The organism is Brachybacterium squillarum M-6-3 (assembly GCF_000225825.1).
Taxonomy (GTDB): Bacteria; Actinomycetota; Actinomycetes; order Actinomycetales; family Dermabacteraceae; genus Brachybacterium; species Brachybacterium squillarum.
Window position 1 is genome coordinate 191,000 of sequence record NZ_AGBX01000008.1, and the last position, 26,226, is coordinate 217,225.

Below are 26,226 nucleotides of genomic sequence, written 5' to 3' on the forward strand. Positions count from 1 at the left end.
CGATACGTTAGAGGGATGCCCGACAGCGTCCTGCTCCCCCGCGTCCTCCCCGCGACGATCAGCCACCACGTCGGGGACCGGGATGCCGGGCGCGGCCTGGCCCGGGCCCGCGCGGGTGCCGTGTCGGAGCTGAGCTGGGACCCGGCCGAGTCGACCATCACGGCACGGGTGGCCGAGGAGTCCGGGGAGGTGCGCCGCGTCGGCGTCACCCTCGGCGAGTACGAGGAGGACTCGGTCTCCCGCCGCTTCCTGCCGCCCGCCCCGGGCGGACTGTGGCGGCCGCTGCGCTCGAGCTGCGACGGCCCCGAGGGCGGGGACTGCGAGCACGCGGCCGCGGCGCTGCACCACCTGAACGACCTGGCCGGACGCGCCGAGGCGGAGGAGCCGTCGCCCGAGTGGCGCAGCGTGCTGCGCCCGCTGCTGCGCGGCGCCTCCCCCACCGCCGGCACCGCCACCCCGGCCCCGCTGGCCGTCCTGGTGGAGCTGGAGGCCGGCCCCGCCGGCAGCGCCGCCTCCCGCAACCGCCGCCACCCGGCGCGCGTCGCGGACCTGGAGGCCGGCGCGGAGCTGTGGCTCGGGCTGCGCCCCCTCACCCGCGGCCGCACCGGCTCCTGGGTGAAGAGCGATCTGTCCTGGCGGGCGCTGGAGGCGGGCCCCGCCTCGCGCCGCCTGGACCCGGTGCAGGCCGAGGCCCTGGCCCGGGTGTTCGCGGCGGCATCCTCCGAGCGCTCCTACTCCTCGGGGACCGTCGAGCACCTGTGGCTGAACACCATCACCTCGCCGCTGCCCTGGCAGGCCCTCACCCAGGCCCGCCGCGCCGGGGTGGAGCTGCTGCCCGGGCCGGGCCTGGAGGCCGTCAGCCTGCTCTCCGAGGCGGAGGCGGGACTGGAGCTGCGCACCGCACCGGAGCTGGATTTGGAGCCGGAGCCGGAGGTAGAAGACTTCGAGGCCACCGCCACGACCGGACGGGAGCCGGGCGAGCTGGAGATCGCCGCCCGGATCACCCTGGCCGGCGAGACGGCGCCGGGGGCCCGCCTGCTGGGCGGCGCGGGAGTGATCCTGGCCGAGCCCGGCAGCGGGGACGCCCTGGTGGTGCGCCTGGCGCCGCTGGCCGACACGGTGCCGCGCACCCTGCGCGCCCTGCTGCAGCGCCGCGAGCCGCTGCGCGTGCCCGCCGCCGACCGCGAGACCTTCCTGGAGACGGCCTACCCGCGGCTGCGCGCCCTCACCGAGGTGACCAGCACCGATCCGGGCCTCGCCCTGCCCGCCGCCCCGCGGCCCACCCTGCACCTGGAGGCGGCCTACGCCGACGGGGACCGGCTTCGGCTGAGCTGGTCCTGGCACTACCACGACCCCGACCGGGTGCTGCCGATGGACCCCCGCCAGGGGGCGCGCCGCGACCGCGAGCACGAGCGCGCCGTGCTGGAGTGCGCCCGCGAGCTGTGGCCGCGCGCCGGGGCGGAGGGCCCCGAGCTGCTCTCCGGCCCGGACACCGCCCGCTTCTCCGAGCACGTGCTGGACGACCTGGCCGAGCTGGACCACGTGGAGACCGCCGTCGTCGGCACCCGCCACGCCTACCGGGAGCTGGACGGCGCCCCGCACGTGCGGGTCACCCAGCAGTCCTCCCCCGGCAAGCGCGACTGGTTCGACCTCGGCTTCGAGGTCACCATCGGCGAGCGGGTGATCCCCTTCCCCTCTCTGTTCACGGCGCTGGCCCGCGGGCAGGACCGGGTGCTGATGCCCGACCGCACCTATTTCTCCCTGGACGACCCCGCCTTCGACGCGCTGCGCGAGCTGATCCGCGAGGGCGAGGCCCTGGCCGAGTGGGAGCCGGAGCAGCAGCGCATCTCCCGTTTCCAGGTGGACCTGTGGAACGAGCTGGAGGAGATCGCCCAGGAGTCGACCGCGGCGGCCTCGTGGCACTCCTCCGTCGGAGCGCTCTCCGGGCTGGACGCGCTGCCCTCCGCGCCGCGCCCCGCCGGTCTGCACGCCGAGCTGCGCGACTACCAGCGCGAGGGCCTGGCCTGGCTGACCTTCCTGTTCGAGCAGGGCCTGGGCGGGGTGCTGGCCGACGACATGGGCCTCGGCAAGACCCTGCAGACCCTCGCGCTGATCGCCCACGCCCGCGAGCGCGCCGCGACGGCCGGGGAGGACGCGCCGCCGTTCCTGGTGGTCGCACCGGCCTCCGTGCTGCCGGTGTGGCGGCGCGAGGCGGAGCGCTTCACCCCGGACCTGGACGTGCGGGTGCTGGACCGCACCGCCCGCGCCCGCGGCACCGATCCGGCCGCGGAGATCGCCGGGGCGGACCTGGTGGTGACCAGCTACGCGGTGCTGCGCATCGACGAGGAGGCCTTCGCCGGCCCCCGCTTCTCCGGGCTGGTGCTGGACGAGGCGCAGTTCGTGAAGAACCGCCGCTCCCGCACCCACCGGGCGGCCGCGGGGGTGCGGGCGGGCTTCCGCCTGGCCATCACCGGCACCCCGATGGAGAACTCGTTGGCCGATCTGTTCGCGATCATGAACCTGGTGGCTCCGGGCCTGCTGGGCACCGCCATCGGCTTCCGCCGCGAGTACACCCTGCCCATCGAGGGCGGCGAGCATCCGGAGCGGATGACGCGCCTGCGCCGCCGCATCCGTCCCTTCCTGCTGCGCCGCACCAAGGAGCGGGTCGCCGCGGAGCTGCCGGAGAAGCAGGAGCAGGTGCTCACGGTGACGCTCGGCGCCGAGCACCGCGCGCTGTACGACTCGGTGCTGCAGCGGGAGCGCAAGAAGGTGCTGGGGCTCATCGAGTCCGACCTGGACCGCAGCCGCTTCATCGTCTTCCGCTCCCTGACCCTGCTGCGGATGCTGGCCCTGGATCCGCGCCTGGTGGACGGCGAGGCCCACGCGGAGGTGACCGGCTCCAAGTTGGAGGCCCTGCTGGACCGCCTCGAGGAGGTGATCGGCGACGGGCACCGGGTGCTGCTGTTCAGCCAGTTCACCTCGTACCTGGGGCTGGTCGGCGAGGCACTGGCCGCCCGGGGCATCGACTTCGCCTCCCTGGACGGCTCCACCCGGGACCGCGACGGCGTGGTCTCCGCCTTCCGCGAGGGCGCGGCACCGGTGTTCCTGATCTCGCTCAAGGCCGGCGGCTTCGGCCTCACCCTCACCGAGGCGGACTACGTCTTCCTGCTGGACCCCTGGTGGAACCCCGCGGCGGAGGCGCAGGCCGTGGACCGTGCCCACCGCATCGGCCAGGACCGCACCGTCATGGTGTACCGGATGGTCGCCGAGGACACGATCGAGGAGAAGGTGCTGGCGCTGCAGCGCCGCAAGGCGGAGCTGTTCGACGCCCTCACCGACGGGGGTGACGCATTCCGCACTCTCATGACCGCGGAGGACATCCGTGGACTCCTCGCATAGTCAACTATTTTCTTTTTTCCGTTCCGGCCAGCCCTTTCCGCTGATCCATGAATCAACCTCATAAAACCCTGACAACAACCTTGGTGCCGGATTTGTCCGGCACATAATCTCGCCGGGCCCGAGCAGTTCGGGCAGCAGTAGTCAGGGAGTACCGGATGTCGATCCACGACACCGTCATGTCCAGGAAGGCGCTCCTCGGTGGGAGCGTCGTGACCGCCACGGCGGGGGCGCCGATTCGATCCGCGACGAGCTGGTCGATCTGATCCTGTGCCGTCCCGCCACGGACCACGAGGAGCACCCGGACCCCGAGGGCGACCACGACTTCGGCGGCTGGGGCACCTTCACCTCGCTGATCTGGGACGGCCTGCCCGCCCTCGGCAGCGTCTTCATCCACCAGAAGTTCCGCCTCTGGATCATCGGCAGCACGATCCTGGGCGCCTTCCCGACCGGGCACTCCTGGGGCTCCGGCCTCGGCTGGGACCACTCCTACTCGTGGTGCACCCACCTGTGGGGCTCGCGCGGCATCCGCACCTGGACCCGCGGCGGGGTGTCCTTCGACCTCGACGGCATCCACGTCTCGGGCTCGCAGACCTGCCGCTCGGACCGGAGGGTCTCGGACGGCAAGCTCGTCACCACCTGATCGTCCGGCCGCCGTACGCAGCGCCGAGGGAGGCCCCGGGACCGGACGGTCCCGGGGCCTCCCGCATGTCGGCCCCGCTCAGGCCTCGGCCGAGACCCAGTCATAGGGCAGGAACTTCCCGTCGATGGTGAGGACCACGCGGTCCCCGCCAGGGTGCTCGCCCCGACGCAGGTCGATCGAGCAGTTGATCGCGCTCATGATCCCGTCCCCGAACTCCTCGTGGATCAGTGCCTTCAGCGCCGGTCCGTACACCTGGATGAGCTCCTGGAAGCGGTAGATCGTGGGGTCGGCCAGCAGCGCGGGATCGTGGGTCCGGGTCGGCTGGCGGGTCAGGGCCTCGACCAGCCCGGCGTCGAGATCGAGTTCGTCCCGGAGCGTCGTGGCCACATCCTCGGGCACGGGATGCGCCCCGAGCACCGCCGAGGTCAGCCACACCACGGGCCGCCCGGTGAGCACGGACAGCTCCGCCCAGGTCGCTCCTCGGCGCCGCCGGATCGCGTCGATGATCTCTCCGGCCTGCTGCTTGTCCAGGGGCCGGTCCTCCGCGGTCGTCGTCATCATGGGTCCTCTCGGTCGGGGCGGGTGGCGGACGTGCACTCTCACCCCACCGGACAGGGGCTCCTCGCGCCACCGCAGAACGCGCAGGGTCCCCGACATCCCGCGCAGCGGACGCGGTCACGGTCCGGCCACCGCGCGGCGCGGACCTGGACCCCGGCCGCGGGGCAGCCGAGGCTGGCCCGGTACCGGGGCGACGGCGCCGGACGAACACGGGAGGGTCGGATGCTCGGGACGACGGCTGCGTCGCACGAGGGGTCGCCGCTGATGACGGCGGTGGTGGAGGCGAGCAGCACCCCGCTGTGGGTAATCGGCAGGACAGGCGCGGTAGCCCATCTGAACCAGGCCGCGGCCACGCTGCTCGGGGTGCCCCGCCGGAGCGAGCTGGACGGGGCCCCGAGCCACGAGGCGCTGCACGCCCACCACGGGGACGGCAGCCCGTTCCCGGCGGCGCAGTGCCCCATCGTGCGGGCCGCCGACCGGGCCGTCCCCTCCGCCTCCGGCCACGAGCGGTTCCTGCACCGGGACGGCCACAGCATCCCGGTCGCCTGGACGCTGCACCGGATGGATGCCGTGGGGCACCTCCTCCTGGAGTTCCGACCCTCGTCGTCCCCGCCCGCGGGGATCCCCGCGGCAGAGGGGGAACGGGCCCGAGCGCGCCGGGTCATCCGCGAGCGCGCCGACGATCCCGCCTTCGACCCCCGCGCTCTAGCCCGCTGCCTGCATCGGTCCCTGCGATCGGTGCAATCCCTGCTCGCCGCCGAAGGGGACTCCCCGGCCGCGCTCATCCGTCACGCCCGGCTGGACCGCGCCCGGGAGCTGATGCTGATGGGCTGCGGGGTGGCGGAGGCGAGCCGCCGGGCCGGCTTCCGCGACCCGGACACCTTCGCCCGTGCCTTCCGCGGCGCCCACGGGATCACGCCCGCCCGTTGGGCTTGCGACAGGGCCCCGGAACCGTGACGGTTCCGGGGCCCTGTGCTGCGGTGACGAGTGGAGCGGTGCTCCGCGTCGATCAGCGCTTGGAGTACTGCGGCGCCTTGCGGGCCTTCTTGAGGCCGGCCTTCTTGCGCTCGATGACACGGGCGTCGCGCTTGAGGAAGCCCGCCTTCTTGAGCGTGGGGCGGTTGTGCTCGGCGTCGATCTCGTTCAGCGCGCGGGACACGCCGAGACGGACCGCACCGGCCTGGCCGGAGGGGCCGCCGCCGGTGAGGCGCACGATGACGTCGAAGCGGCCCTGCAGGTCGAGCACGGTGAAGGGCTCGTTGACCTCCTGCTGGTGCACCTTGTTCGGGAAGTAGTCCTCGAGGGTGCGGCCGTTCACGGTCCACTGGCCGGAGCCGGGGATCAGGCGGACGCGGGCGACGGCCTGCTTGCGGCGACCGGTGCCGTAGCCCGGCGCGGTGGCCGACTGGCCGGCGCCGACGGCGGCCTCGCCGGTGGACTCGGTGGTGAAGCTCTCGGGAGCGGACTCGTCGGTGACGGCGTCGAGGTCCGCGGGGGTGGTCTCAGTCACGGTTCTCCTAGATGGTGACGTGCGGCTGGCAGCAGCGGCGCGGGCCGCTTACTGCGCCACCTGGCCGATGGTGAACGGGGAGGGCTGCTGGGCCGCGTGCGGGTGCTCGGGGCCCGCGTAGACCTTGAGCTTCTTCAGCTGCTGGTCGGCCAGCTTGTTCTTGGGGAGCATGCCCTTGACGGCCTTCTCCACCGCGCGCTCGGGACGGGTCTCGAGCAGCTCGGAGTAGGGGATGCCGCGCAGGCCGCCCGGGTAGCCGGAGTGGCGGTAGGCCAGCTTGGTCTCCCGCTTGTTGCCGGTCAGGGCCACCTTGTCGGCGTTGATGATGATCACGAAGTCGCCCGCATCCACGTGGGGTGCGAAGACCGGCTTGTGCTTGCCCCGCAGCAGCTGAGCAGCCTGGGAAGCGAGCCGGCCGAGGACGACATCCGTTGCGTCGATGACGTACCAGGAACGCTCGACATCGCCGGGCTTCGGGGTGAACGTACGCACTCGTGCCTTCTTCTCTCGTCGTGTGTGCCCACCGCCGGACGGCGGGGGCACGGTTCGAATGGACCGGGGACACGCTTCCTTCGGAAAAGCATGGCCACACCTGCTGCGCCCGTCCCGGTCCGCTCACGATGCGACGACGGTCCCGATGCGTGTGAGGAGCCCTGCTCGCGCCGGACGTGAGAGGTCGGCTGCGGAGCAGTGCCGCATCAAGGCACAACAGCGACCCACAATAGGCGGTCCAGGCACGGCCGGTCAACGCGCGGGGACTCTGATGAAGGGCGACGATCCGCGGGATGACCTGCGGGAACCGCCCTCGGGGCGGCGAATGTGTCGGAGTCCACGTGGCCGATGCCCGCGCGGGCGGTCACCCCCGGGTGGTGCGGCTGCGTCCGGCCTGGGCGGCGTAGCCCTCCGGATCCGGGTAGGCGACGTGCTCGAGGGTGAGCCCGTGGGGCGGGGCGAGCGGGGCGGCGCCGGCGGTGCCCCGGCGGGCGGCCTGGCGGGTGCGGGCGGCGAGCACGGCGGCGGGCCAGTCCTCGGGGGCGCGACCCTCCCCCACCGGCAGCAGCGTGCCCACCAGGGAGCGGACCATGTGGTGGCAGAAGGCGTCGGCGACGACGGTGGCGACCACCAGGCCCGCATCGGCCCGACCCTCCTCGGGGCGCCGCCAGTCCAGCAGCTCCAGGGAACGGATGGTGGTGGCGCCCTCGCGGGGACGGCAGAAGGAGAGGAAGTCGTGCTCGCCGAGCAGCACGGCGCTCGCCCGGGCCATCGCCTCCACGTCCAGCTCGCGGCGGTGGCGCAGCACGTCGCGACGCAGGGGGTCGTGCGCGCCGGGGCCGTCGGAGATGCGGTACCGGTAGCGGCGGCCCAGCGCCGAGAAACGGGCGTCGAAGTCCCCGGACACCGGGGTGGCGGCGCGCACCACCACGTCGGCGGGCAGCACCCCGGCGAGGCGGCTCAGCAGGGCCACGGCGGGGTCCCGGTCGGAGCGGCCGGGCAGGGCGGCGAGCACCGCGGGCGGGAGGTCGAGGTGGCAGACCTGCCCGCGGGCGTGGACCCCGGTGTCGGTGCGTCCGGCCACGGTGACCGGCACCGGCACCCGGGTGACGCGCCCCAGGGCCTCCTCCAGCACCCCCTGCACGGTGCGCAGGCCGGGCTGGGCGGCCCAGCCGTGGAAGCCGGAGCCGTCGTACGCCAGGTCCAGGCGGAAGCGCTGGTGGGAGGCGTGATCATGGCCCGTCTCGGGCACGACGACGGGCTGCTCGGACATGGCGGCGATGCTAGCGGTGATGGTGGCGCTGGGCGACTCGGCGGACGGTCAGGGCCGCTCGCTACGCTGGAGGGGTGAAGATCCTCGTCATCGGCTCCGGGGGCCGGGAGCACGCGATCGTGCGCCGCCTCGCCGCCGACACCCCCGCCCCTGACCTGCACGCCGCCCCCGGCAACCCCGGGATCGCCGCGCTCGCCACCTGCCACGACGTCGCCGTGGACGACCTCGACGGCCAGGTCGCCCTGGCCCGCGAGCTCGACCCCGAGCTGGTCGTCGTCGGCCCCGAGGCGCCCCTGGTCGCGGGCGCCGCCGACCGGCTGCGCGAGGCGGGCTTCGCCGTCTTCGGCCCCTCCGCCGAGGCCGCGCGCCTGGAGGGCTCCAAGGCCTGGGCGAAGGAGGTCATGGAGGCCGCCTCGGTCCCGACCGCGATGGCCGTCTCCGTCGCCGCGGGCGAAGAGGTGCGGCCCGCCCTGGACCGGGTGAACCCGCTGCGCGACGTGCCCTTCGTGGTCAAGGCCGACGGTCTCGCCGCCGGCAAGGGCGTCGTGGTCACCGAGGACCTCGGCCAGGCCGTCGCCCACGGCCGCGCCGTGATCGGCGCCGGCGGCTCCGTGGTGGTCGAGGAGTACCTCGACGGCCCCGAGGTGTCCCTGTTCTGCATCAGCGACGGCGAGCGCGTCGTCCCCCTGGCCCCCGCACAGGACTTCAAGCGCGCCGGTGAAGGTGACACCGGCCCCAACACCGGCGGCATGGGCGCCTACTCGCCGCTGCCCTGGGCGCCCGCGGGCCTCGAGCGCGAGGTCCTCGCGAAGGTCGCCCAGCCCACCATCGACGAGCTCGCCTCCCGCGGCACCCCCTTCATCGGGGTGCTGTACTGCGGGCTCGCGCTCACCGCCCGCGGCGTGCGGGTGGTCGAGTTCAACGCCCGCTTCGGCGACCCCGAGACCCAGGTGGTGCTCGAGCGCCTCGCCTCCCCCTTCGGCCCACTGCTGCTGGCCGCCGCCCGCGGCGACCTGCGCGAGGCCGAGGCGCCGCGCTGGCACCGGGACGCCGCCGTGACCGTGGTGCTCGCCGCCGGCGGCTACCCGGGCAGGGCCCGCTCCGGGCACCCGATCACGGGGCTCGGGGCCGCCGAGGCCACCGGGGCGCACGTCATCCAGGCCGGCACCGCCGCCGACGAGGACGGCACCCTGCGCAGCGCCGGCGGACGCGTGCTGTGCGTGGTCGGCACCGGGACGAGCCTCTCCGCCGCGCGGGCTCAGGCCCTCGCCGGGGTCGAGGCGATCGAGCTGCCCGGCGCCTTCCACCGCGGCGACATCGCCGAGCGCGCCGCCGAGGACGAGGCCGCCGCCGCGGGGCACGAGGCATGAGCGCCGCCCTGATCGAGGCCCCCGCGCTGCCCGGCTGGGACCACCTGGTCTCCGGGAAGGTCCGCGAGCTGTACGTGCCGGCCGGCGCCGACCCCGCCACCGCCGAGGAGGTGCTGGTCGTCGCGACCGACCGGATCAGCGCCTACGACTTCTCCCTGCAGCCGGGCATCCCCGACAAGGGCCGCCTGCTCACCGGCATCAGCCTGTTCTGGTTCGAGCAGCTCGCCGACCTGGTGCCCCACCACGTGCTCTCCGCGGACGACGTCCCCGAGCAGGTGGCCGGGCGGGCGCTGCGCTGCCGCGGCCTGGACATGGTGCCGCTGGAGTGCGTGGCCCGCGGCTACCTCACCGGCTCGGGCCTGGCGGACTACCGCGCGGGCGGCGCCGTCGGCGGGCATGTGCTCGAGCCCGGCCTGGTCGAGGCATCCCGCCTGGACCCCGCGATCTTCACCCCCTCCACCAAGGCGGAGCAGGGCGAGCACGACGAGAACATCACCGTGGCTGAGGCCCGCGAGCGCCTCGGCGAGCCGCTGGTGGACCAGCTGGAGGCGCTGACCCTCGCGATCTACGAGCGGGCCCGCGACATCGCCGCGGAGCGCGGCATCCTGCTGGCCGACACCAAGGTCGAGTTCGGCCACTCCCGTACCGACGGTGCCCTCACCCTGGGCGACGAGGTGCTCACCCCGGACTCCAGCCGATTCTGGTCCGCGGACGCCTACGTGGAGGGCCGCACCCAGCCCAGTCTGGACAAGCAGTACGTGCGGGACTGGCTGACCTCCCCCGCCTCCGGCTGGTCGCGGGGCTCCGGCAGCGAGCCGCCGCACCTGCCCGAGGAGGTCGTGGCCGCCACCCGCGCCCGTTACGTCGAGGCCTACGAGCGCCTCACCGGCCGGGACTTCTGAGGAACGCTCCCGCCCCGAGCTGACCCCTCACCCAGACCGGACTCGGCGCCGCTCGTGGCGGGGCGTGGTGGTGGCGGAGGCCCTCAGAGCTCGACGGTGCGGTCCGGGTCGACCCAGTCGCGCACCTCGGTGCCCTCGGGGGCGAGGTTCGTCGCCTGATTCAGATAGATGCCGCGGCCCCCGGCGCTCGCGACCCCGTCGTGCACGGGCAGCGCCAGGCGCGGCCGCACGGCCCGCAGGAAGTCGATGGTCTCAGCCATCTTCGACCAGGGGGCGACGACGGCGAAGGCCAGGGCATCGATGCCGTGGAACTCCTCGATCGGCTCGTGGCTGTCGCCGGTCACGCCGAGCCGCGGCCCCTCCCCCGCGCTGATCACGAGGCCGGTGTTGCCCACCCTCGGGATGTCGGGGTGGATGATCGCGTGGCGCCCGCCGACGGCGGCGATCCGCAGCGGCGCCTCCCCGTCGACCGCCTCGAACTCGTGGGCGGCCCCGGCGTGCAGCTCCAGGATCCGCTCGCGCGGCACGGCCGGGGCGGCGCCGGTGGGGGCGTCCTCGCCGGCGGGCTCGGCGAGCGCCGCGGCGGTCTCCGGCTCGGCGACCACGATCGCCTCACCGCTGGCCTCCAGCACCTCGGCGAGCAGGCCGCGATGGACGTGGTCGGGATGCTGATGGGTGATCGCGACGGCGTCGATGCCGGCCAGCACCTCCGAGTCCAGGGCCCGCACGGCGTCCAGGCTGAAGCCGCCCGGGTCGATGAGCAGCCGCCGCCCGGCGACCTCGACGAGCAGGCAGGAATGGGTGAGGTGGCGGATCTTCACGGGTGTCCTCTCGAACGTTCCGGGCGGGTTCTTCCCGCTCACGCTACGCCGCGGCGGGCGGCCCCGTCACCGGGGCCGGGCACTGGCCTACGATGGCCGGGTGCACGCCGCCCCCGGTGGCGATCCGCACATCCCCGACCCTCTCAGCGCCGTTCCCCAGGAGGACGCCCATGCCACGTGTCGTGGTCCACGTCATGCCGAAGCCGGAGATCCTCGACCCGCAGGGCAAGGCCGTCGCCGCCGCCCTGCCCCGCCTCGGCTTCGAGGGCATCGCCTCGGTCCGCCAGGGCAAGCGCTTCGAGCTCGAGGTGGAGGGCGAGGTCACCGAGGAGGTGCTCGCCTCCCTGCGCGAGGCCGCGTCCACGCTGCTGTCCAACCCGGTGATCGAGGACGTCGTCGCCCTCGAGGTGGAGGATCCGACCGGAGGGGCCGCCTGATGCGGATCGGCGTGGTGACCTTCCCGGGCACGCTGGACGACCGCGACGCCCTGCGCGCGGTGCGCCTGGGCGGCGGCGAGGCCGTCGAGCTGTGGCACGGCGAGGACGACCTGCACGACGTCGAGGCCGTGGTGCTGCCCGGCGGCTTCTCCTACGGCGACTACCTGCGGGCGGGCGCGATCAGCCGCTTCGCCCCGGTGATGGACAAGGTCATCGATGCGGCCCGCGGCGGCATGCCGGTGCTGGGCATCTGCAACGGCTTCCAGGTGCTGTGCGAGACGCACCTGCTGCCGGGCGCGATGATCAAGAACGCGCACCGCAGCTTCCTGTGCCGCGACCAACCGCTGCGGGTGGAGAACACCTCCACCGCCTGGACCTCCGACTTCTCCGCCGACCAGGTGATCCGGATCCCGCTGAAGAACCAGGACGGCCAGTTCGTGGCCGATGAGCGCACCCTCGCCCAGCTCGAGGAGGAGGGCCGCGTGGTGTTCCGCTACGTGGCCGGCTCCACCCACGGCCCCGAGGGCTTCGAGGTCAACCCCAACGGCTCGCGGCACGACATCGCGGGCATCACCAACGAGCGCGGCAACGTGGTGGGGCTGATGCCGCACCCCGAGCACGCGGTCGAGCCGGGCTTCGGCCCCGACGAGCCCGGACAGGGCACCCGCACCGGAACCGACGGGCTGGGCCTGTTCACCTCGGTGCTGCGCAGCATGGTGGCCTGAGCACACTACTCACCCGAGCACCACCCGCTCGCCGACGGCGCCGGTCCCCCGTGGGGGCCGGCGCCGTCCCGCGTGACGGGGCAGCAGGTGGGGCGTCAGGCGCGACGGGCGCTCAGCACGGTGAAGCGGCGGTCGCGGGCCCTCTCGCGGACGGGGCCGATGCGGCGCTCGACCTCGGGGCGGTAGCGCAGGTGGGAGTTGTGCACCGTCCACAGCTCGCCGCCGGGGCGCAGCACGCGGGCGGCGGCGTCCAGCAGGCCCTGCACCAGGGTGGGGTCGATGGCGGTGCCCGCGTGGAAGGGCGGGTTCAGCAGCACCAGATCCGCGGAGCCCTCGGGCTCCCGCGACAGGGCGTCGTCCCAGCTCAGCCGGATCCGTGCGGGGTCGTCGAGGCCTGCGGCCTGCAGGCCGGCGCGGGTCGAGGCGACGGCGTCGGCGTCGTCGTCGCTGCCGAGCACCTGCGCGGCGGGCAGGGCCCGGGCGAGCCACTGGGTGAGCAGGCCGGTGCCGCAGCCGAGGTCGACCGCGGCCGACACCTCCGGTACCTCGCCGTCCACCAGGGCCGCATCCAAGGCGCCCAGCAGCAGCAGGCTGCCGGCATCGGGCTTGGCGCCGCCGAAGGCCCCGCCGATCCCGCGCAGCGGGATGCGGGCGGACTCCCCGCGCACGCGGACGTCCGCCTGGCCGGCGGCCGGCTCGGGCAGGGCGAGACCCGGACGGACGCCCGCGCCGCGCAGGGCGCGGGACTTGCCGACGCCGCGGCCGGGGGCGACCTCCATGAACACCCGGGCCAGCACCTCGTTCTGGGACCGGGTCATGTGCTTCACCCGTCCCCCGGCGATCAGCGTCAGGTCGTCGCGTCCGGCGGTCAGGGCCGCGACGCCCAGGCGCCGCGCCCGGTCCTCGAGCTCGCCGAGCGACCGCGGCAGCCGGGCGAGGGTGGTGCGCGCGTCCATGCTCGCGGCCGCCTCCTGCAGCGGCCACGGCTCCGGCCCCTCCGGCAGCAGCAGGCGGGCGCGCAGCGGGTGGTCGGAGAAGCGCTCGTGCAGGGCGGCGGCGCGCCGCGCGGAGGCGGTCCAGCTCAGCACGCGGGCGTCCTCGTGCTCCGCGGCGATGTCCAGCGCCTCGGCGGTGAGGGCGCCGGTGGCGTCCTCGAGCACCATCAGGTCGCAGGGGCATCCCATGCCGTCCTCGGACGCGTGCTGCAGGATCGCCCGTTCGGTCTGGTCGGGCGCGAGGGCCCCGCTCATCGCTCGATGCTCCCCACGCGGCCACGGCTGCGCAGGCGCGCGTTCGGCAGCTCCGGGGCGGGGATCGCGGCCGGGGTGTGGGCCGCGAAGGGCCCGAACTGCTCGGCGTCCGCCCTCAGGCCGCCGCGCTCACGCACCACCTCCGCGACGGGGGCGTCGGGGTCGGCGTCGGCGGCGCCGATCTCCGCCTGGTAGCGGGCGCGGAAGGCGGCGACCTCCTCGTGGCTGCGGCCCACGAAGTTCCACCACATCACGATGTCCTCGCCGAGCGGCTCCCCGCCCAGCAGCAGCACCCGCAGCGGCTCCTGCCCGGCGCGGAGCACGGCCCGGCGGGCGCCGTCGGGCAGCAGCACCAGGTCGCTGCGGCCCGCCTCGGCGCGCTCCCCGGCGACGGTCACCGTGGCGGCGCCCGTGTCCACCAGGATCCCGTGCTCGTGGCGCGGGTCCACCTCGAGCGCCACCTCGGTGCCGGCGTCGAGGGTGAGCTCCGCGAGGGTGAGCGCGGTGTCGGTGACCACCGGGCTGCAGTCCTCGAAGACGGAGCCGTCGGCGGTGCGCACGTGCAGCTCCCCGAGGCCCACCCGGGCAGTGAGGCCCAGGTCGCGCCGCAGCACGGTGGAGTGCACCAGGAACTCGCGCTCCCCGAAGCGGCGATCGTCGCGCAGCGCGTACCAGAGCTGCACGCCGTGCAGCACGGTGGTGTCGGCGGCGGAGAACTCGGAGTGGGTGATGCCGGATCCCGCGACCATCAGGTCCACGTCGCCGGGGGTGACCAGGGCGTGGTTGCCCAGCGAATCGCGGTGGGTGATGGCGCCCTCGAACAGCCAGGACACGGTGGCGAGGCCCGTGTGCGGGTGGCGGGCCACCTGCATCCCGCCGCCGCCCGAGACGTCGTCGGGCCCGAAGTGGTCCACGAAGCACCAGGCCCCGATCAGGGAGGTGCGCCGGGCCGGCAGCGAACGGTGCACGGTCATCCCGCGCGGCCCGCCGAGCGGGACCGCCCGGGCCTCCAGCACATGCAACTCCGCGGTGGTGCTCATGGCGCGATTCTAGGTCGCACGCGCTCCGCGGCCGGGCGGTTCCGGCGTCTCAGCCCAGCGCGGTGACCTCCACCTCGAAGCAACGCCGCGGCGGGGGTGTCCTCGTAGGCCACCAGCACGGTGCCGGGCAGGGTGACGGGCGCGTCGAAGCTGACGTCCCAGCGCAGCGGCGTGGCGAGGTCCGGCCGGGACTCGGTGAGGGCGCGGGAGGCGGTGTACATGCCGTGGGCGATGGCGCGGGGGAAGCCGAAGGCCTTGGCGCTGAGGGCGGAGAGGTGGATCGGGTTCGCGTCCCCGGAGACCGCGGCGTAGCGGCGGCCGGTGTCGGCGGGGAGCCTCCAGCGGCCGGTGGGCTCCGGCGGGGTGAACTCCCGGCGCCGGGAGCCGGAGCTCTTCTTCTCCCCGGTCTTCCCTCCCGTGCCGGTGTGCTCGACATCCTCGGGGGCGAGGTAGGTGGAGACGTCGGTCGCGATGATCTCCCCGTCCTGGCCGTGGAGGGTGGCGACGGCCTCGAAGGTCCAGCCCTTGCGGTGCGCGGCGAGCGCGCGCACCCGGCACTGCACGTCGACGGTCTCGCCCACGCGCACGGGGCGGTGCTGGAGGAGCTGGTTGCGCAGGTGCACCACGCCCAGCAGGCGGAAGGGGAAGGAGCGCCGCGCCATCAGGGACAGGGCGACGGGGAAGGCCACCACGTGCAGCACGCCGGGGTGGACGAGGTCGGTGGCGGGCCCGCCCATCAGGTGGTCGAAGTCGCGGGCCCGCGCGGCGTCCAGGTGCACCCCGCGCACCCGCAGCACGGTGTCCGGCAGCACGGGGCGTCCTCGGCGGCGGGGCCGACCGGGGCTGAGGGCGGCGGTGTAGACCGCGGGGAAGGAGGGGACCTGCGCGAGGTCCACGATCTCCTCCGCGGAACCACCGGGAGTCTGGATGTGCACGGTGTCCATGGTCACCGCCCCACGATGTTCTGGCCGCAGACCCGGAGGGTGCGGCCCTGGATACCGCCGGCGGGGTCGGAGGCGAGGAAGCCGATGGCCTCGGCCACGTCGACGGGCAGGCCGCCCTGCTGAAGGGAGCTGACCCGGCGGGCGATCTCGCGACGCAGCGGCGGGATCTTCGCGGTCATCTCGGTCTCGATGAAGCCGGGGGCGACGGCGTTGGCGGTGCCGCCGAGCGGCTCCAGGCGCCCGGCGAGGGCGTCGACGAAGGCCATCACCCCGGCTTTCGAGGCGGCGTAGTTGGTCTGCCCGGTGTTGCCGGCGATGCCGCTGGTGGAGGCCAGGGAGACGACGCGGGGCTGCTCGCCGAGCACGTCGCCGTCCTGCTGCTGGGCGGCGAGCAGGGTGTCCATCAGCGTGATCTGGCTGGTGATGTTCACGGCGATGACGGGGTCCCAGCGCTCCGGCGTCATGTTGGCGAACATCTTGTCGCGGGTGATGCCGGCGTTGAGGACCACGGAGTCCAGCACCAGGTGGCGTTCGCGGAGGAAGGCCACCAGGCGGTCCCCGGCATCGGCGGCGGTGACGTCGAGCTGGACGGGGGTGGCGCGCAGCTCGTTGGCCAGGCGCGCCAGCTCGGTGCCGGCGGCGGGCACGTCCAGCAGCACCAGGCGGGCGCCGTCGGCGGCGAGGGTGCGGGCGATGGCGGCGCCGATGCCGCGGGCGGCCCCGGTGACCAGCGCGGTGCGACCGGCCATCGGCCGGGCCGGGTCGGCGGGAGCGGTGCCCGCGTCGCGGCTGACGGTGAGGAACTGGCCGGTGACGAAGGCGCTGCGGGCGGAGAGCAGGAAGTCCAGGGCGCCGAGCACGGCGGGGGCGTCCAGGCCCACCCCGTCGGCGACCTGCAGGCCGTTGGCGGTGCCGCCGGCGCGCATCTCGTGGGCGAGGGAGCGCACGAAGCCCTCCACGCCGCCGCGGGCGGCGTCGCGGGCCGGGTCCTCACCGGTGGCGGGCCGGGAGACGGCGACGACGCGGGCGCCGGGGGCGAGGGAGCGCATCGCCCCGGCCAGCGGCAGGAGGGTCGCGGAGAGCTCGGCGGGGGCGGCGATCTCGTCGAGCACCAGCACGACGGTGCCGACCTTCCGCAGCTCCTCGACGCGGCGGCGGACGTCGGCGCCGTGGCCGAGCAGGTGGCGGGTGATCTGCTCGGCGCCCTCGCCGTGGCCGAGCACCACGGCCGGGCCGAGGACGGTGCCGGGACGGTCGGCGCGGCGGGGCAGCCGGGCGGGGCGGGGCAGGCCGGTGCGCTTCGCGATGGCCTTCCCGGGCGCGGAGCGGACGAAGCGGGTGTAGGCGTCGGTCATGCGGACTCCTCCTGGGGGCGGGACGGGCGGCGTGGGGGCGGGCCGGCTCAGGCGACGGACTCGAGCAGGGCGACGGTCCCCTGTCCGGCGGCGGCGCAGACGGAGATCAGGCCCCGCTGGGTGCGGCCGGTGCGGACGGCCTCGGCGTGCAGGTGCTTGGCGAGGGTCGCGACGATGCGGCCGCCGGTGGCGGCGAAGGGGTGCCCGGCGGCCAGGGAGGAGCCGAGCACGTTCAGGCGGTCCCGGTCGATCGCGCCGAGGGGCTCGGCGCGACCCAGCCGCTCGCGGGCGAACTGCGGGGACTCCCAGGCGGCGAGGGTGGCCAGCACGGTGGAGGCGAAGGCCTCGTGGATCTCGTAGAAGTCCAGGTCCTGCAGGCTGAGACCGTTCGCGTCGAGCAGCTCGGGGACGGCGTAGGCGGGGGCCATCAGCAGGCCCTCGTCGCCGTGCACGAAGTCGACGGCGGCGGTGCGGGCGTCGACCACCCGCGCCAGCGGGGTGTAACCCTGCTCGGCGGCCCAGTCGGCGCTGCCCAGCAGCACGGCGGAGGCGCCGTCGGACAGCGGGGTGGAGTTCCCGGCGGTCATGGTGGGCTCCGGCACCTGCGGGGAGGACACCCCGAAGACGGGCTTGAGGCCGGCGAGCTTCTCCATCGTGGAGTCGGCGCGGAGGTTCTGGTCCCGGCCGAGACCGCGGTAGCCGGTGACCAGGTCGTCGAGGAAGCCGGAGGAGTAGGCGGCGGCGAGCTTCTGGTGGGAGGCGAGCGCGAGGGCGTCCTGGTCCTCGCGGGTGATGCCCCAGGCGGCGGCGGTCAGGGCCATGTGCTCGCCCATGGACAGGCCGGTGCGGGGCTCGCCGTTGCGCGGGGGCACGGGGGCGAGGTCGGCGGGGCGGATCGCGGCGAGGGCCTTGAGGCGCTGCACGGGGGTCTTGGCGGCGAAGGCGCGGTGCAGGGTGCGGCGCAGGCGCGGGGTGACCTCGATCGGGGAGTCCGAGGCGGAGTCGACGCCGGCGGCGATCGCGGAGTCGATCTGGCCGAGGCGGATCCGGTTGGAGCTGTGCAGCACGGTCTCCAGACCGGTGGCGCAGGCCTTGGAGAGGTCGATGGCGGGGGTGCGGGGATCCAGCGGGGCGCCCAGCGCGCTCTCACGGGTGAGGTTCAGGTCGCCGGCGAGCTTGAGCACCGCGCCGCCGGAGACCTCGCCGAGCTTCGCACCCTGCAGGCCGTAGCGCGCCACCAGGCCGTCGAGGGCTGCGGTGAGCAGGTCCTGGTTGGAGATCCCCGCGTAGGGGCCTCCGGAGCGGGCGAAGGGGATGCGGTTGCCGCCGAGGATCAGGGCGTCGCGGGGGCTGTCGGTCACGGGGCACCTCACTGTGGCTGTTCGGACATCGGGAGTTCTCGAGGGGGTCTCGGTCGGGGTCCGGATCGGGGCAGTCCCCGGATCGCGTTCCCGGGAGGACTTTACATAGAACCCTCGGTACTTGATACCCTAGGTTCCGTGAATGCGACGACGCAAGCCCCGGTCGACGGCCGCTCCGCACGCTGGGCCCAGCATCGTGAGCAGCGGCGCGCGGAGCTGCTCGACATCGCCCGCCACCTGATCCACGAGCAGGGCCCGGACGTGACGATGGAGGACATCGCCGCGGCCTCCGGCACCTCCAAGTCGATCGTCTACCGCTACTTCGCGGACAAGGCGCAGCTGCAGCAGGAGCTCGGGCGCTCGATCCTGGCCACCATGCACCAGCGGCTGCTGGAGGAGCTCGCGGCCCTGGAGCGGGACGGCCAGCACCCCGGTGCCGAGGAGCGCCTGCACGCGATGATCCGCGCCTACGTGGCCACCGCGCAGCGCTCTCCCGGCGTGTACCGCTTCGTCACCCGGCCCAGCGCCGGCCTGCACCACTTCCTGGACTCCGTGGCCCGCCTGGTCACCACCTTCCTTCCCGAGGACGTGCCCACCCCGCACATGTGGGCGCAGGGCGCCGTCGGCTTCGTCGAGCGCTCCGTGGAGGCATGGATGACCGACCAGGACGCCGCTCAGGACCCTGATTCCCCCTCCCCCGACGAGGTGATCGACGCCGATCGGCTCGTCCTCCGTCTCGTCTCCTGGCTCATGAAGGGAATGCACGCATGAACACCGTCGCCGAGGGGCCCCGCCCCGTCACCGTGACCGCCCCGACCCCCGACTCCCCGGCCTCGCCCGCGCAGGCGCCGCGGGAGGCGGGCCCCTCGACCGCGAACCCCACCGGCCCGATCGAGCTGCCGCCGGACGGCACCGCCCGGCTGGACGTGCCCGCCGTCTCCCGCGCCCTGATGGGCGCCTGGGCCGAGACCCGGGAGACCGCCCGGCAGCGGGCCGCCCGCCCCGAGATGCACCGCCCCCTGGACGCGAGCGTCGCCGAACACCGCCATCGCGTGTTCGGCCAGATGAAGATCCTCGCCGAGGAGGGCGTCTCCTGGCCGATGCTGCCCGAGCACCTGGGCGGCCCCAACGACAACGGCGCCAACGTGGCCGGCTTCGAGGAGCTGGTCGTCGCCGACCCCTCGCTGCAGATCAAGGCCGGCGTGCAGTGGGGCCTGTTCACCTCGGCGATCCTGCAGCTGGGCACCGAGGAGCACCACCACCGCTGGATCCCCGGCGCCATGAGCCTGGAGGTGCCCGGCGCCTTCGCCATGACGGAGATCGGCCACGGCTCCGACGTGCAGTCCCTCGCCACCACCGCCACCTTCGACCCGGACGGCGGCGAGGACGGCGAGTGGGTGATCCACACTCCCTTCCGCGCCGCCTGGAAGGACTACAACGGCAACGCCGCCATCCACGCCCGCGCCGCCACCGTCTTCGCCCGCCTGATCACGAACGGCGTCGACCACGGCGTGCACTGCTTCTACGTGCCCGTCCGCGACGCCGAGGGGAACCTGCTGCCCGGCGTGCAGAGCGAGGACGACGGCGAGAAGGGGGGCCTGAACGGCATCGACAACGGCCGTCTGGCCTTCGACCACGTCCGGGTGCCGCGCACGAACCTGCTGAACCGCTACGGGGACGTGGACGCCGAGGGCACCTACACCTCCCCCATCGAGTCCCCCGGGCGCCGCTTCTTCACCATGATCGGCACCCTGGTCCAGGGCCGCGTCTCCCTGGACGGCTCCGCCGCCCGCGCTTCCCAGCTGGCCCTGCACATCGCGATCACCTACGCCTCCCAGCGCCGCCAGTTCACCGCCGCCGACCCCACCCGGGAGACGGTGCTGCTGGACTACCAGGCGCACCTGCACCGTCTGCTGCCGAAGCTCGCCGCCACCTACGCCGGCACCTTCGCCCACGAGCAGCTGCTGCAGGCCTTCGACGACGTCTTCTCCGGCCGCGGGGACACTCCCGAGGGCCGCGAGGACCTCGAGACCCTTGCCGCGACCCTGAAGCCGACCTCCACCCGGCTGGCGATGGACACCATCCAGGAGTGCCGCGAGGCTTGCGGCGGCGCCGGCTACATGGCGGAGAACCAGCTGGTGGGGCTCCACGACGACCTCGACGTGTACACCACCTTCGAGGGCGACAACACGATCCTGCTGCAGCTGGTCGCCAAGCGCCTGCTCTCGGACTACACCTCCGAGCTGCGCCAGGTGGACCGGGCAGGCGTCGGCCGCTTCATCGCCCAGCGCGCCGAGACCCTGGCGCGACGTCACACCCCCTGGACGAACCTCGCCCAGGACCTCTCCGATCGCGGCAACGCCAAGCGGGCCTTCGACTCGATGCGGCAGGCCGACTTCCAGGAGGAGATGCTCACCGAGCGGGCCCGCATCAAGGTGGAGGAGGTGGCCCTCGCCCTGCGCCCCACCTCCCGGATGGATCCCGCCGACGCGGCCGCGCACGTGAACAAGCACCAGGTGGAGATGCTGGACGCCGCCCGCGCCCATGCGGACCTGGTGCGCTGGCGGGCCTTCACCGAGGGCATCGAGCGCCTCGAGGACGCCGGCTCCCGGGCCGTGCTCACCGACGTGCGGGACCTGTTCGGCCTCACCCTGATCGAGGACGACCTGGCCTGGTACCTGCTGAACGGTCTGATCTCCACCCAGCGCGGCCGGCAGATCTCCTCGGACCTGCACCGACTGCTGTGGCGCCTGCGCCCCCACGCCCTGGACCTGGTGGAGGCCTTCGACATCCGCCCCGGCCACGTGCGCGCCCCCATCGCGCTCGGCGCCGAGGAGGAGCGGCAGCGGGAGGCCGCCGCCTACTTCCGGGCCCAGCGGGCCAGCTCCTCCGCCCCGATCAGCGAGAAGGCGCTGCGGGACCAGGAGAAGAAGCGCGCCCGCACCTCCCGGGGCCGCGGCGGCCGCGGCTGAGGCGGCACGCGCGGACCCGCCGGGACGCCCCGGCACCGCGGCGCGACCTCGCCGTAGGATGGAGCGGGCCCCTGACGGGGCCCGCTCCCGCCCGAGTCCCGAGAACGGATGACGACCGCGCATGACCGCTCCCGCCCCCACCCCCTCGGCTCCCCGCGGCGCCGCCGACATCGACACCGTCGAGGACGCCGCCGCGACTCCTGAGCAGCCCCAGCCCTTCGCGGAACTCGGCCTCAAGGACGACGAGTACGCGAGCATCCGCGAGATCCTGGGCCGCCGCCCCACCAACGCGGAGCTCGCGATGTACTCCGTGATGTGGTCGGAGCACTGTTCCTACAAGTCCTCCAAGGTGCACCTGTCCACCTTCGGCGACCACATCACCCCTGCCATGCGCGAGCACCTGCTGGTCGGCATGGGCGAGAACGCCGGCGTGGTCGACATCGGCGACGGCTGGGCGGTGACCTTCAAGGTCGAGTCCCACAACCACCCCTCCTACGTGGAGCCCTACCAGGGGGCCGCCACCGGCGTCGGCGGCATCGTGCGCGACATCATCGCGATGGGCGCCCGCCCGGTGGCCGTGATGGACCAGCTGCGCTTCGGCGCCATCGACCACCCCGACACCGGGCGCGTCGTGCACGGCGTGGTGGCGGGCGTCGGCGGCTACGGCAACTCCCTGGGCCTGCCCAACATCGGCGGCGAGACCGTCTTCGACGCCGCCTACCAGACCAACCCGCTGGTCAACGCCCTCGCCGTGGGCGTGCTGCGGCACGAGGACATCCACCTGGCCTCCGCCACCGGTGCCGGCAACAAGGTGGTGCTGTTCGGCGCCCGCACCGGCGGCGACGGCATCGGCGGCGCCTCCATCCTGGCCTCGGAGACCTTCGAGGAGGGCGGCCCCGTGAAGCGGCCCAGCGTCCAGGTGGGAGACCCCTTCATGGAAAAGGTGCTCATCGAGTGCTGCCTGGAGCTGTACGCGGGCGGCGTCGTCGAGGGCATTCAGGACCTCGGCGCGGCCGGGATCTCCTGCGCCACCAGCGAGCTGGCCTCCAACGGCGGCTCCGGGATGCACGTGGACCTCGAGACCGTGCTGCTGCGCGACCCCAGCCTCACCGCCGGCGAGATCCTGATGAGCGAGTCCCAGGAGCGCATGATGGCCGTGGTGACCCCGGAGAACCTGGAGCGGTTCCTGGCGATCACCGGCAAGTGGGACGTGGAGACCGCGGTGATCGGCGAGGTCACCGGCGACGGCCGCCTCACCATCGATCACTTCGGCCGACGCATCGTGGACGTGGACCCGGTGACCGTGGCCCACGGCGGCCCCACTTACCACCGCCCCTATGCCCGGCCCGACTGGCAGGACGCCCTGCAGGCCGACCGCGCCGAGGACCTGCCCCGCCCCGCCGGCGCCGAGGAGCTGGCCGCGCTGGTGCGCACCCTGATCTCCTCCCCGAACCTCGCCTCCACCGGGTGGATCACCGACCAGTACGACCGCTACGTGGGCGGCAACACGGCGCTGGCGATGCCGGACGACGCAGGGGTGCTGCGGGTCGACGAGACCACCCACCGCGGCGTCGCCATCGCCACCGACGCCAACGGCCGCTACACCAAGCTGGACCCGCGCACCGGCGCCGCCCTGGCCCTCGCCGAGGCGTACCGCAACGTCGCCACCTCGGGGGCGCGGCCGCTCGCCGTCACCGACTGCCTGAACTTCGGCTCCCCCGAGGACCCGGGCCCCATGTGGCAGCTGGTCGAGGCGATCGGCGGCCTCGCCGAGGCCTGCGAGGTCCTCGGCGTGCCCGTCACCGGCGGCAACGTCTCGCTCTACAACTCGACCGGGGAGCCCGGCCGCATCGACTCCGCCATCCACCCCACCCCCGTGGTGGGCGTGCTCGGCGTGATCGACGACGTGCGCCGCCGCACCCCCGCCGGCTGGACCGAGCCCGGGCAGTCGCTGTGGCTGCTGGGCGCCACCCGCGAGGAGCTCTCCGGCTCGGCCTGGGCGCAGGTCGCCCACGGCCATCTGGGCGGGCTGCCCCCTGCGCTGGACCTGGAGGCCGAGCGCGCCCTGGCCGAGGTGCTCATCACCGGCGGCGAGCGGGGGCTGCTGGCCGCCGCGCACGACCTCTCCGAGGGCGGACTCGTGCAGGGCCTGGTGGAGGCCGCCACCCGCTTCGGCGTCGGCGCCCGTGTCGACCCGGCCGCCGTGGTCGAGTCCTCCGGCGTCGACCTGCTCTCCGCTCTGGTCTCCGAGACCCAGGGGCGCGCCCTGGTGGCCGTGGATCCCGCCCACGAGGAGGCGCTGCGGGAGCTGGCTGCCTCCCAGGGGGTCCCGGTCACGGTGCTGGGCACCACCGGCGGCACCGCGCTGGACCTCGCCGGGGTGGGTGTCTTCGAGCTGGCCGAGCTGCGGGAGCTGCGCGAGGGCACCCTGCCCCGCCACCTGGGCTGAGCCCCGACGGCGGGGGGCGCGGGCTCAGGCCTGCGCGGCCCGGTCGCCCGGTCGCAGCCGCCGCCAGGCACGGCCGCCGAGGGCGAAGGGGTCCAGGCGCCGCACCCGGTGGTGCACCGCGCCGAGCTCCTCGCGGGTCTCGGCGAGCTGGCCGCGCAGGTCCCGGACCTCCTGGGCGAGCCCCTGGATCTCGGCGAGCAGGCGCTGCTCGGTCCCCGCGAGCTGCGTCTCGGTGGTCTTGGTGAGGTACATCGGCAGTCCGAGGCCGTGCTCGGCCGTCCACTCCTGGAAGGCCCGCTCGCGCAGCACCGCGTCGTAGTGGCGGTGCCCCTCGGCGGCGGCGTTCATCGAGTTGGCCTGGGCGCCGACGGCGGCGGGACGCTGCCGCCACTGGGCCAGCGGCCGCTCCAGGAAGCCGACCTCGAAGCGCTGCAGCAGGGCCAGGTGGAAGGCGTAGTCGCCGACGACGGGCAGGTCCTCCTGGAAGGGCCCGGTGGCCTCGTGGGCGCGGCGCCGGTAGAGCATGGCGATGGGGACGTGCCGGTTCACGGCCACATAGTCCAGCAGGCGTACCCCGCCGAGCTCCGGCCAGGAGGGGAAGGCGGCGTCCTCCACGTACCCGGTGGCCACCTCGTGCTCGTGGACGATGAGGGTGCGCACCACCACGGCCTCCTGCTCCGGGTGGGAGGCGAGGTGGGCGAGGGTCTCCTGCAGGAAGGTGCCGTGCCAGGTGTCGTCGTCGTCGTGGATCGCGACGGCGGGGCCGGTGGAGGCGCGCAGGCCGAGGTTGCTGGCGGCCTCCATGCCGTGGGAGGTCTCCCGGTGCAGCACCCGCAGTCGCTCCCCCGCCTCGGCGCGGTGGCGCTCCAGCACGGCGTCCACGGCGTCGGCGTCCCCGCCGTCGTCGACGACCACCAGCTCCCAGTCCTGCCGGGTCTGGGCGAGGACGTCCTGCACGGCCCGGTCCAGCAGGCGCAGCCGGTCGCGGGTGCGCATCACGATCGCGGCGGTGGGGTCCGGGGCCTCCCCCGCCTCGGGGCCGCGGGCCGCGGGCGGCAGCCAGGGCGTCAGGCGCTCGCGCAGCTCGGCCCCGAACCGCGGCCGGACCGGGATCCCGGCACCCCGGGGGTCGGTGATGGCGGGCCTGCTCACGGGCTCGGTCCGGGCGCGCTCCAGCTCGGCACTCACGGTGTCCCACCAGGACTCGGCGGCCTCCAGCAGCCGCGGCCGGGCCGCGGCCAGCTGCGCGCGCTCCTGCTCGCGGCCCTGGATCAGCGCGGTGAGCACGGCGTCGAGCAGGTCGTGATCGAGGGCGCCGGCGGCGGGGTCCCAGAGGGCGGCCAGCGGCACGGTGCCGCCGCCGAGGCCGGTCGCGGACAGGGCTCCCTCCATCCGCAGGATGCCGTAGCGGTTCAGCGGCAGGGCCAGCACGGCGGCCCCGGCGAGGGTGCCGAAGACGGCGGGGTGGAAGCGGGTGGTGACCACCCAGTCGGCGGCCGCGGTGCGGGCGGCGGAGACGGTGTCCGTCTCGATGCGGTGGGTGGTGACGGGCTGGTCCAGGAGGGCGGCGAGCTCGGCGTGGGCCTGTTCGTCGCTGCCGCCCTCGTCGGGGTCGGCCATGTGCGGCAGGAGCTCCACGCGGGCGCCGGTGCGGTCGGCCAGCTCCGTGACGACGGCGGCGAGCAGGCGCAGGTAGTCCTCGCGCGGCAGGGGGTCGCCGTCGGCGCCGACGGTCACGCTGATCACCGGCTGCTGCTCGCCCCGCGCGGCGGGCGGTGCCGCGGTGACCTCCGGCAGGCCGAGGGCGTCGTCCAGGGTGTGCACGATCGCCGGGTGGTCGGGGGCGAGCCGGCGGGCCAGCGCGGTGCTGGCGGCGTCGCGCAGACCCACCACGCGGCACAGGCCCAGCAGCTCGCCGACGGCCTCCCGGTCCGCGGGGGTCAGCTCGGGGCCGAGGCTCTGGCCGCTGAGGACCACCGTCTTCCCGAGCGACCCGGCCACCAGGGCGGTGGCCAGGCGCTCGTCCAGCAGCCAGCCGAAGCGGGAGGTGAGGCTGCCGCCACCTCCGATCACGAGGGCGTCCACCCCGCGCAGCTCCTCGATGATCGCGAAGAGCTTGTCGCCCGCGGGCAGGGCGTCGCGCTCCCCCGCCAGGACCGCACGGATCTCGGCGAGATAGCGGGCGCGGTCCTCGAGCGGCCAGGGGAAGGTCAGAGCCGGGATCGTGCGCTCCGCCGCGGTCGCACCGTCCGGCCCGTACTTCTCGTGCCGGGAGATGCGCCGCACCTCGTGCCCGCGGGCGCGCAGCCGCCGGGTGGTCGCGGTGGCGATCGCCTCGTCCCCCACGTGGTAGACGGTCTGGTCGACATCGCACAGCAGCGCGATCTTCACCGGTGGCTCCTCGGGGCGCGGGGACGGGAGCCTGGCCGGCACCCTCCGAGGAGCCTTCACGGCGAAGATGGCGTGGCCGTGACCAGCAGCCGACCGGCGGGCCACAGCAGGAGGAACGCCCCGATGCCGCGGCCCGCCCGCCGGCCGCCGCGGGCGGACGTCAGCGGATGGTGCTCTGCACCCCGTTCGCGGCGCTGTACGTCATGAATCCGCGCTGGAAGTCCTGCCGGACCCCGGCGCCGGAGGCGTAGGCGTAGGTCAGCGGGTATCCGATCCAGTCGTAGGCGCCTCGCTCCAGGTAGACCGTGCGGATCTCGCCGTGGACCGCGAACGCCCG

21 protein-coding genes are annotated in these 26,226 nt (G+C 74.5%); 9 read left to right on the top strand and 12 right to left on the bottom strand.

Translation table 11 applies throughout. The features are described 5' to 3' along the window. The first annotated feature begins 15 nt into the window (after positions 1-15). Positions 16-3,399, top strand: a complete 3,384-nt coding sequence (locus OM98_RS14250) for a DEAD/DEAH box helicase (protein WP_010535312.1) — start codon at positions 16-18, stop codon at positions 3,397-3,399. Positions 3,400-4,117: 718 nt separating this feature from the next. Here OM98_RS14250 and cynS read toward each other — a convergent pair. Next, entirely contained in the window at positions 4,118-4,597 is a 480-nt protein-coding gene (cynS, locus tag OM98_RS14255) for a cyanase (RefSeq protein WP_010535314.1), read from the bottom strand. 222 nt (positions 4,598-4,819) lie between these two features. Between cynS and OM98_RS14260 the strand changes: the two genes are divergently transcribed. Further along, positions 4,820-5,554, top strand: a complete 735-nt coding sequence (locus OM98_RS14260) for a helix-turn-helix domain-containing protein (RefSeq protein ID WP_010535315.1) — start codon at positions 4,820-4,822, stop codon at positions 5,552-5,554. A 52-nt stretch (positions 5,555-5,606) separates the two neighbouring features. Here the strand turns inward: OM98_RS14260 and rpsI are convergent, their stop codons facing one another. The 3 genes from rpsI to truA form a co-directional block, all read right to left on the bottom strand. Next, positions 5,607-6,107 (bottom strand): 30S ribosomal protein S9, encoded by a 501-nt coding sequence (gene rpsI / locus OM98_RS14265; protein WP_010535316.1) that lies wholly within the window; start codon positions 6,105-6,107, stop codon positions 5,607-5,609. A 48-nt stretch (positions 6,108-6,155) separates the two neighbouring features. Continuing rightward, the gene (gene rplM / locus OM98_RS14270) at positions 6,156-6,599 is read right to left on the bottom strand and encodes a 50S ribosomal protein L13 (RefSeq protein ID WP_010535317.1); all 444 of its coding nucleotides are present in this window, start codon (positions 6,597-6,599) and stop codon (positions 6,156-6,158) included. A gap of 364 nt (positions 6,600-6,963) precedes the next feature. Beyond that, positions 6,964-7,872 carry a tRNA pseudouridine(38-40) synthase TruA gene (gene truA / locus OM98_RS14275; protein ID WP_010535318.1) on the bottom strand — a complete coding sequence of 303 codons (909 nt, stop codon included), beginning with the start codon at positions 7,870-7,872 and terminating at the stop codon, positions 6,964-6,966. A gap of 74 nt (positions 7,873-7,946) precedes the next feature. Between truA and purD the strand changes: the two genes are divergently transcribed. Both purD and OM98_RS14285 read left to right on the top strand, forming a co-directional pair. Next, on the top strand, positions 7,947-9,242 hold the full coding sequence (gene purD / locus OM98_RS14280) for a phosphoribosylamine--glycine ligase (protein WP_010535319.1): 1,296 nt from the start codon (positions 7,947-7,949) through the stop codon (positions 9,240-9,242). Next, positions 9,239-10,144 (top strand): phosphoribosylaminoimidazolesuccinocarboxamide synthase, encoded by a 906-nt coding sequence (locus tag OM98_RS14285; RefSeq protein ID WP_010535320.1) that lies wholly within the window; start codon positions 9,239-9,241, stop codon positions 10,142-10,144. The genes purD and OM98_RS14285 overlap by 4 nt, the downstream gene beginning before the upstream one ends. A gap of 83 nt (positions 10,145-10,227) precedes the next feature. Here the strand turns inward: OM98_RS14285 and OM98_RS14290 are convergent, their stop codons facing one another. Next, a complete protein-coding gene (locus tag OM98_RS14290; protein WP_010535321.1) occupies positions 10,228-10,965 on the bottom strand; it encodes an MBL fold metallo-hydrolase in 738 nt (245 codons plus the stop codon). Positions 10,966-11,135: 170 nt separating this feature from the next. On the opposite strand from OM98_RS14290, the gene purS reads away from it, so the two are divergent. Both purS and purQ read left to right on the top strand, forming a co-directional pair. Beyond that, positions 11,136-11,402, top strand: a complete 267-nt coding sequence (purS, locus tag OM98_RS14295; RefSeq protein WP_010535322.1) for a phosphoribosylformylglycinamidine synthase subunit PurS — start codon at positions 11,136-11,138, stop codon at positions 11,400-11,402. Then, positions 11,402-12,127: a phosphoribosylformylglycinamidine synthase subunit PurQ gene (gene purQ, locus OM98_RS14300; RefSeq protein WP_010535323.1), complete on the top strand. Its 726-nt coding sequence runs from the start codon at positions 11,402-11,404 to the stop codon at positions 12,125-12,127. Before purS ends, purQ begins: the two co-directional genes overlap by 1 nt. Before the next feature lie 95 nt (positions 12,128-12,222). Here the strand turns inward: purQ and OM98_RS14305 are convergent, their stop codons facing one another. Genes OM98_RS14305 through OM98_RS14325 form a run of 5 tightly spaced genes read right to left on the bottom strand, consistent with a single transcriptional unit; the run spans position 12,223 to position 18,077 of the window. Further along, positions 12,223-13,377, bottom strand: coding sequence for a class I SAM-dependent methyltransferase (locus OM98_RS14305; protein ID WP_010535324.1), 1,155 nt, complete (start codon positions 13,375-13,377; stop codon positions 12,223-12,225). Next, positions 13,374-14,417 carry a pirin family protein gene (locus OM98_RS14310; protein ID WP_010535325.1) on the bottom strand — a complete coding sequence of 348 codons (1,044 nt, stop codon included), beginning with the start codon at positions 14,415-14,417 and terminating at the stop codon, positions 13,374-13,376. Before OM98_RS14310 ends, OM98_RS14305 begins: the two co-directional genes overlap by 4 nt. Next, a complete protein-coding gene (locus OM98_RS14315; protein ID WP_033195281.1) occupies positions 14,414-15,361 on the bottom strand; it encodes a MaoC/PaaZ C-terminal domain-containing protein in 948 nt (315 codons plus the stop codon). Before OM98_RS14315 ends, OM98_RS14310 begins: the two co-directional genes overlap by 4 nt. Before the next feature lie 2 nt (positions 15,362-15,363). Then, on the bottom strand, positions 15,364-16,716 hold the full coding sequence (locus OM98_RS14320) for a 3-oxoacyl-ACP reductase (RefSeq protein ID WP_010535327.1): 1,353 nt from the start codon (positions 16,714-16,716) through the stop codon (positions 15,364-15,366). A gap of 47 nt (positions 16,717-16,763) precedes the next feature. Continuing rightward, positions 16,764-18,077, bottom strand: a complete 1,314-nt coding sequence (locus OM98_RS14325) for an acetyl-CoA C-acetyltransferase (RefSeq protein ID WP_010535328.1) — start codon at positions 18,075-18,077, stop codon at positions 16,764-16,766. A 138-nt stretch (positions 18,078-18,215) separates the two neighbouring features. Between OM98_RS14325 and OM98_RS14330 the strand changes: the two genes are divergently transcribed. The 3 genes from OM98_RS14330 to purL all read left to right on the top strand — a co-directional run bounded on the left by OM98_RS14330 (position 18,216) and on the right by purL (position 23,498). Then, on the top strand, positions 18,216-18,848 hold the full coding sequence (locus OM98_RS14330) for a TetR/AcrR family transcriptional regulator (protein WP_010535329.1): 633 nt from the start codon (positions 18,216-18,218) through the stop codon (positions 18,846-18,848). Then, the gene (locus OM98_RS14335; protein ID WP_010535330.1) at positions 18,845-21,049 is read left to right on the top strand and encodes an acyl-CoA dehydrogenase family protein; all 2,205 of its coding nucleotides are present in this window, start codon (positions 18,845-18,847) and stop codon (positions 21,047-21,049) included. The genes OM98_RS14330 and OM98_RS14335 overlap by 4 nt, the downstream gene beginning before the upstream one ends. A 121-nt stretch (positions 21,050-21,170) precedes the next feature. Then, on the top strand, positions 21,171-23,498 hold the full coding sequence (gene purL / locus OM98_RS14340) for a phosphoribosylformylglycinamidine synthase subunit PurL (RefSeq protein WP_010535331.1): 2,328 nt from the start codon (positions 21,171-21,173) through the stop codon (positions 23,496-23,498). A gap of 24 nt (positions 23,499-23,522) precedes the next feature. On the opposite strand, the gene OM98_RS14915 is transcribed toward purL, so the two are convergent. Further along, a complete protein-coding gene (locus tag OM98_RS14915; RefSeq protein WP_010535332.1) occupies positions 23,523-25,889 on the bottom strand; it encodes a polysaccharide pyruvyl transferase family protein in 2,367 nt (788 codons plus the stop codon). Between the two features lie 160 nt (positions 25,890-26,049). Next, entirely contained in the window at positions 26,050-26,202 is a 153-nt protein-coding gene (locus OM98_RS16525; RefSeq protein ID WP_217491426.1) for a hypothetical protein, read from the bottom strand. Positions 26,203-26,226: the final 24 nt, after the last annotated feature.

Bases quoted from the DNA above. Each gene is read 5' to 3' on its own strand.
- OM98_RS14250 (WP_010535312.1), top strand. From the start codon at position 16: ATGCCCGACAGCGTCCTGCTCCCCCGCGTCCTCCCCGCGACGATCAGC.
- cynS (WP_010535314.1), bottom strand. From the start codon at position 4,597: ATGACGACGACCGCGGAGGACCGGCCCCTGGACAAGCAGCAGGCCGGA.
- OM98_RS14260 (WP_010535315.1), top strand. From the start codon at position 4,820: ATGCTCGGGACGACGGCTGCGTCGCACGAGGGGTCGCCGCTGATGACG.
- truA (WP_010535318.1), bottom strand. From the start codon at position 7,872: ATGTCCGAGCAGCCCGTCGTCGTGCCCGAGACGGGCCATGATCACGCC.
- OM98_RS14285 (WP_010535320.1), top strand. From the start codon at position 9,239: ATGAGCGCCGCCCTGATCGAGGCCCCCGCGCTGCCCGGCTGGGACCAC.
- purS (WP_010535322.1), top strand. From the start codon at position 11,136: ATGCCACGTGTCGTGGTCCACGTCATGCCGAAGCCGGAGATCCTCGAC.
- purQ (WP_010535323.1), top strand. From the start codon at position 11,402: ATGCGGATCGGCGTGGTGACCTTCCCGGGCACGCTGGACGACCGCGAC.
- OM98_RS14305 (WP_010535324.1), bottom strand. From the start codon at position 13,377: ATGAGCGGGGCCCTCGCGCCCGACCAGACCGAACGGGCGATCCTGCAG.
- OM98_RS14310 (WP_010535325.1), bottom strand. From the start codon at position 14,417: ATGAGCACCACCGCGGAGTTGCATGTGCTGGAGGCCCGGGCGGTCCCG.
- OM98_RS14315 (WP_033195281.1), bottom strand. From the start codon at position 15,361: ATGGACACCGTGCACATCCAGACTCCCGGTGGTTCCGCGGAGGAGATC.
- OM98_RS14320 (WP_010535327.1), bottom strand. From the start codon at position 16,716: ATGACCGACGCCTACACCCGCTTCGTCCGCTCCGCGCCCGGGAAGGCC.
- OM98_RS14335 (WP_010535330.1), top strand. From the start codon at position 18,845: ATGAACACCGTCGCCGAGGGGCCCCGCCCCGTCACCGTGACCGCCCCG.
- purL (WP_010535331.1), top strand. From the start codon at position 21,171: ATGACCGCTCCCGCCCCCACCCCCTCGGCTCCCCGCGGCGCCGCCGAC.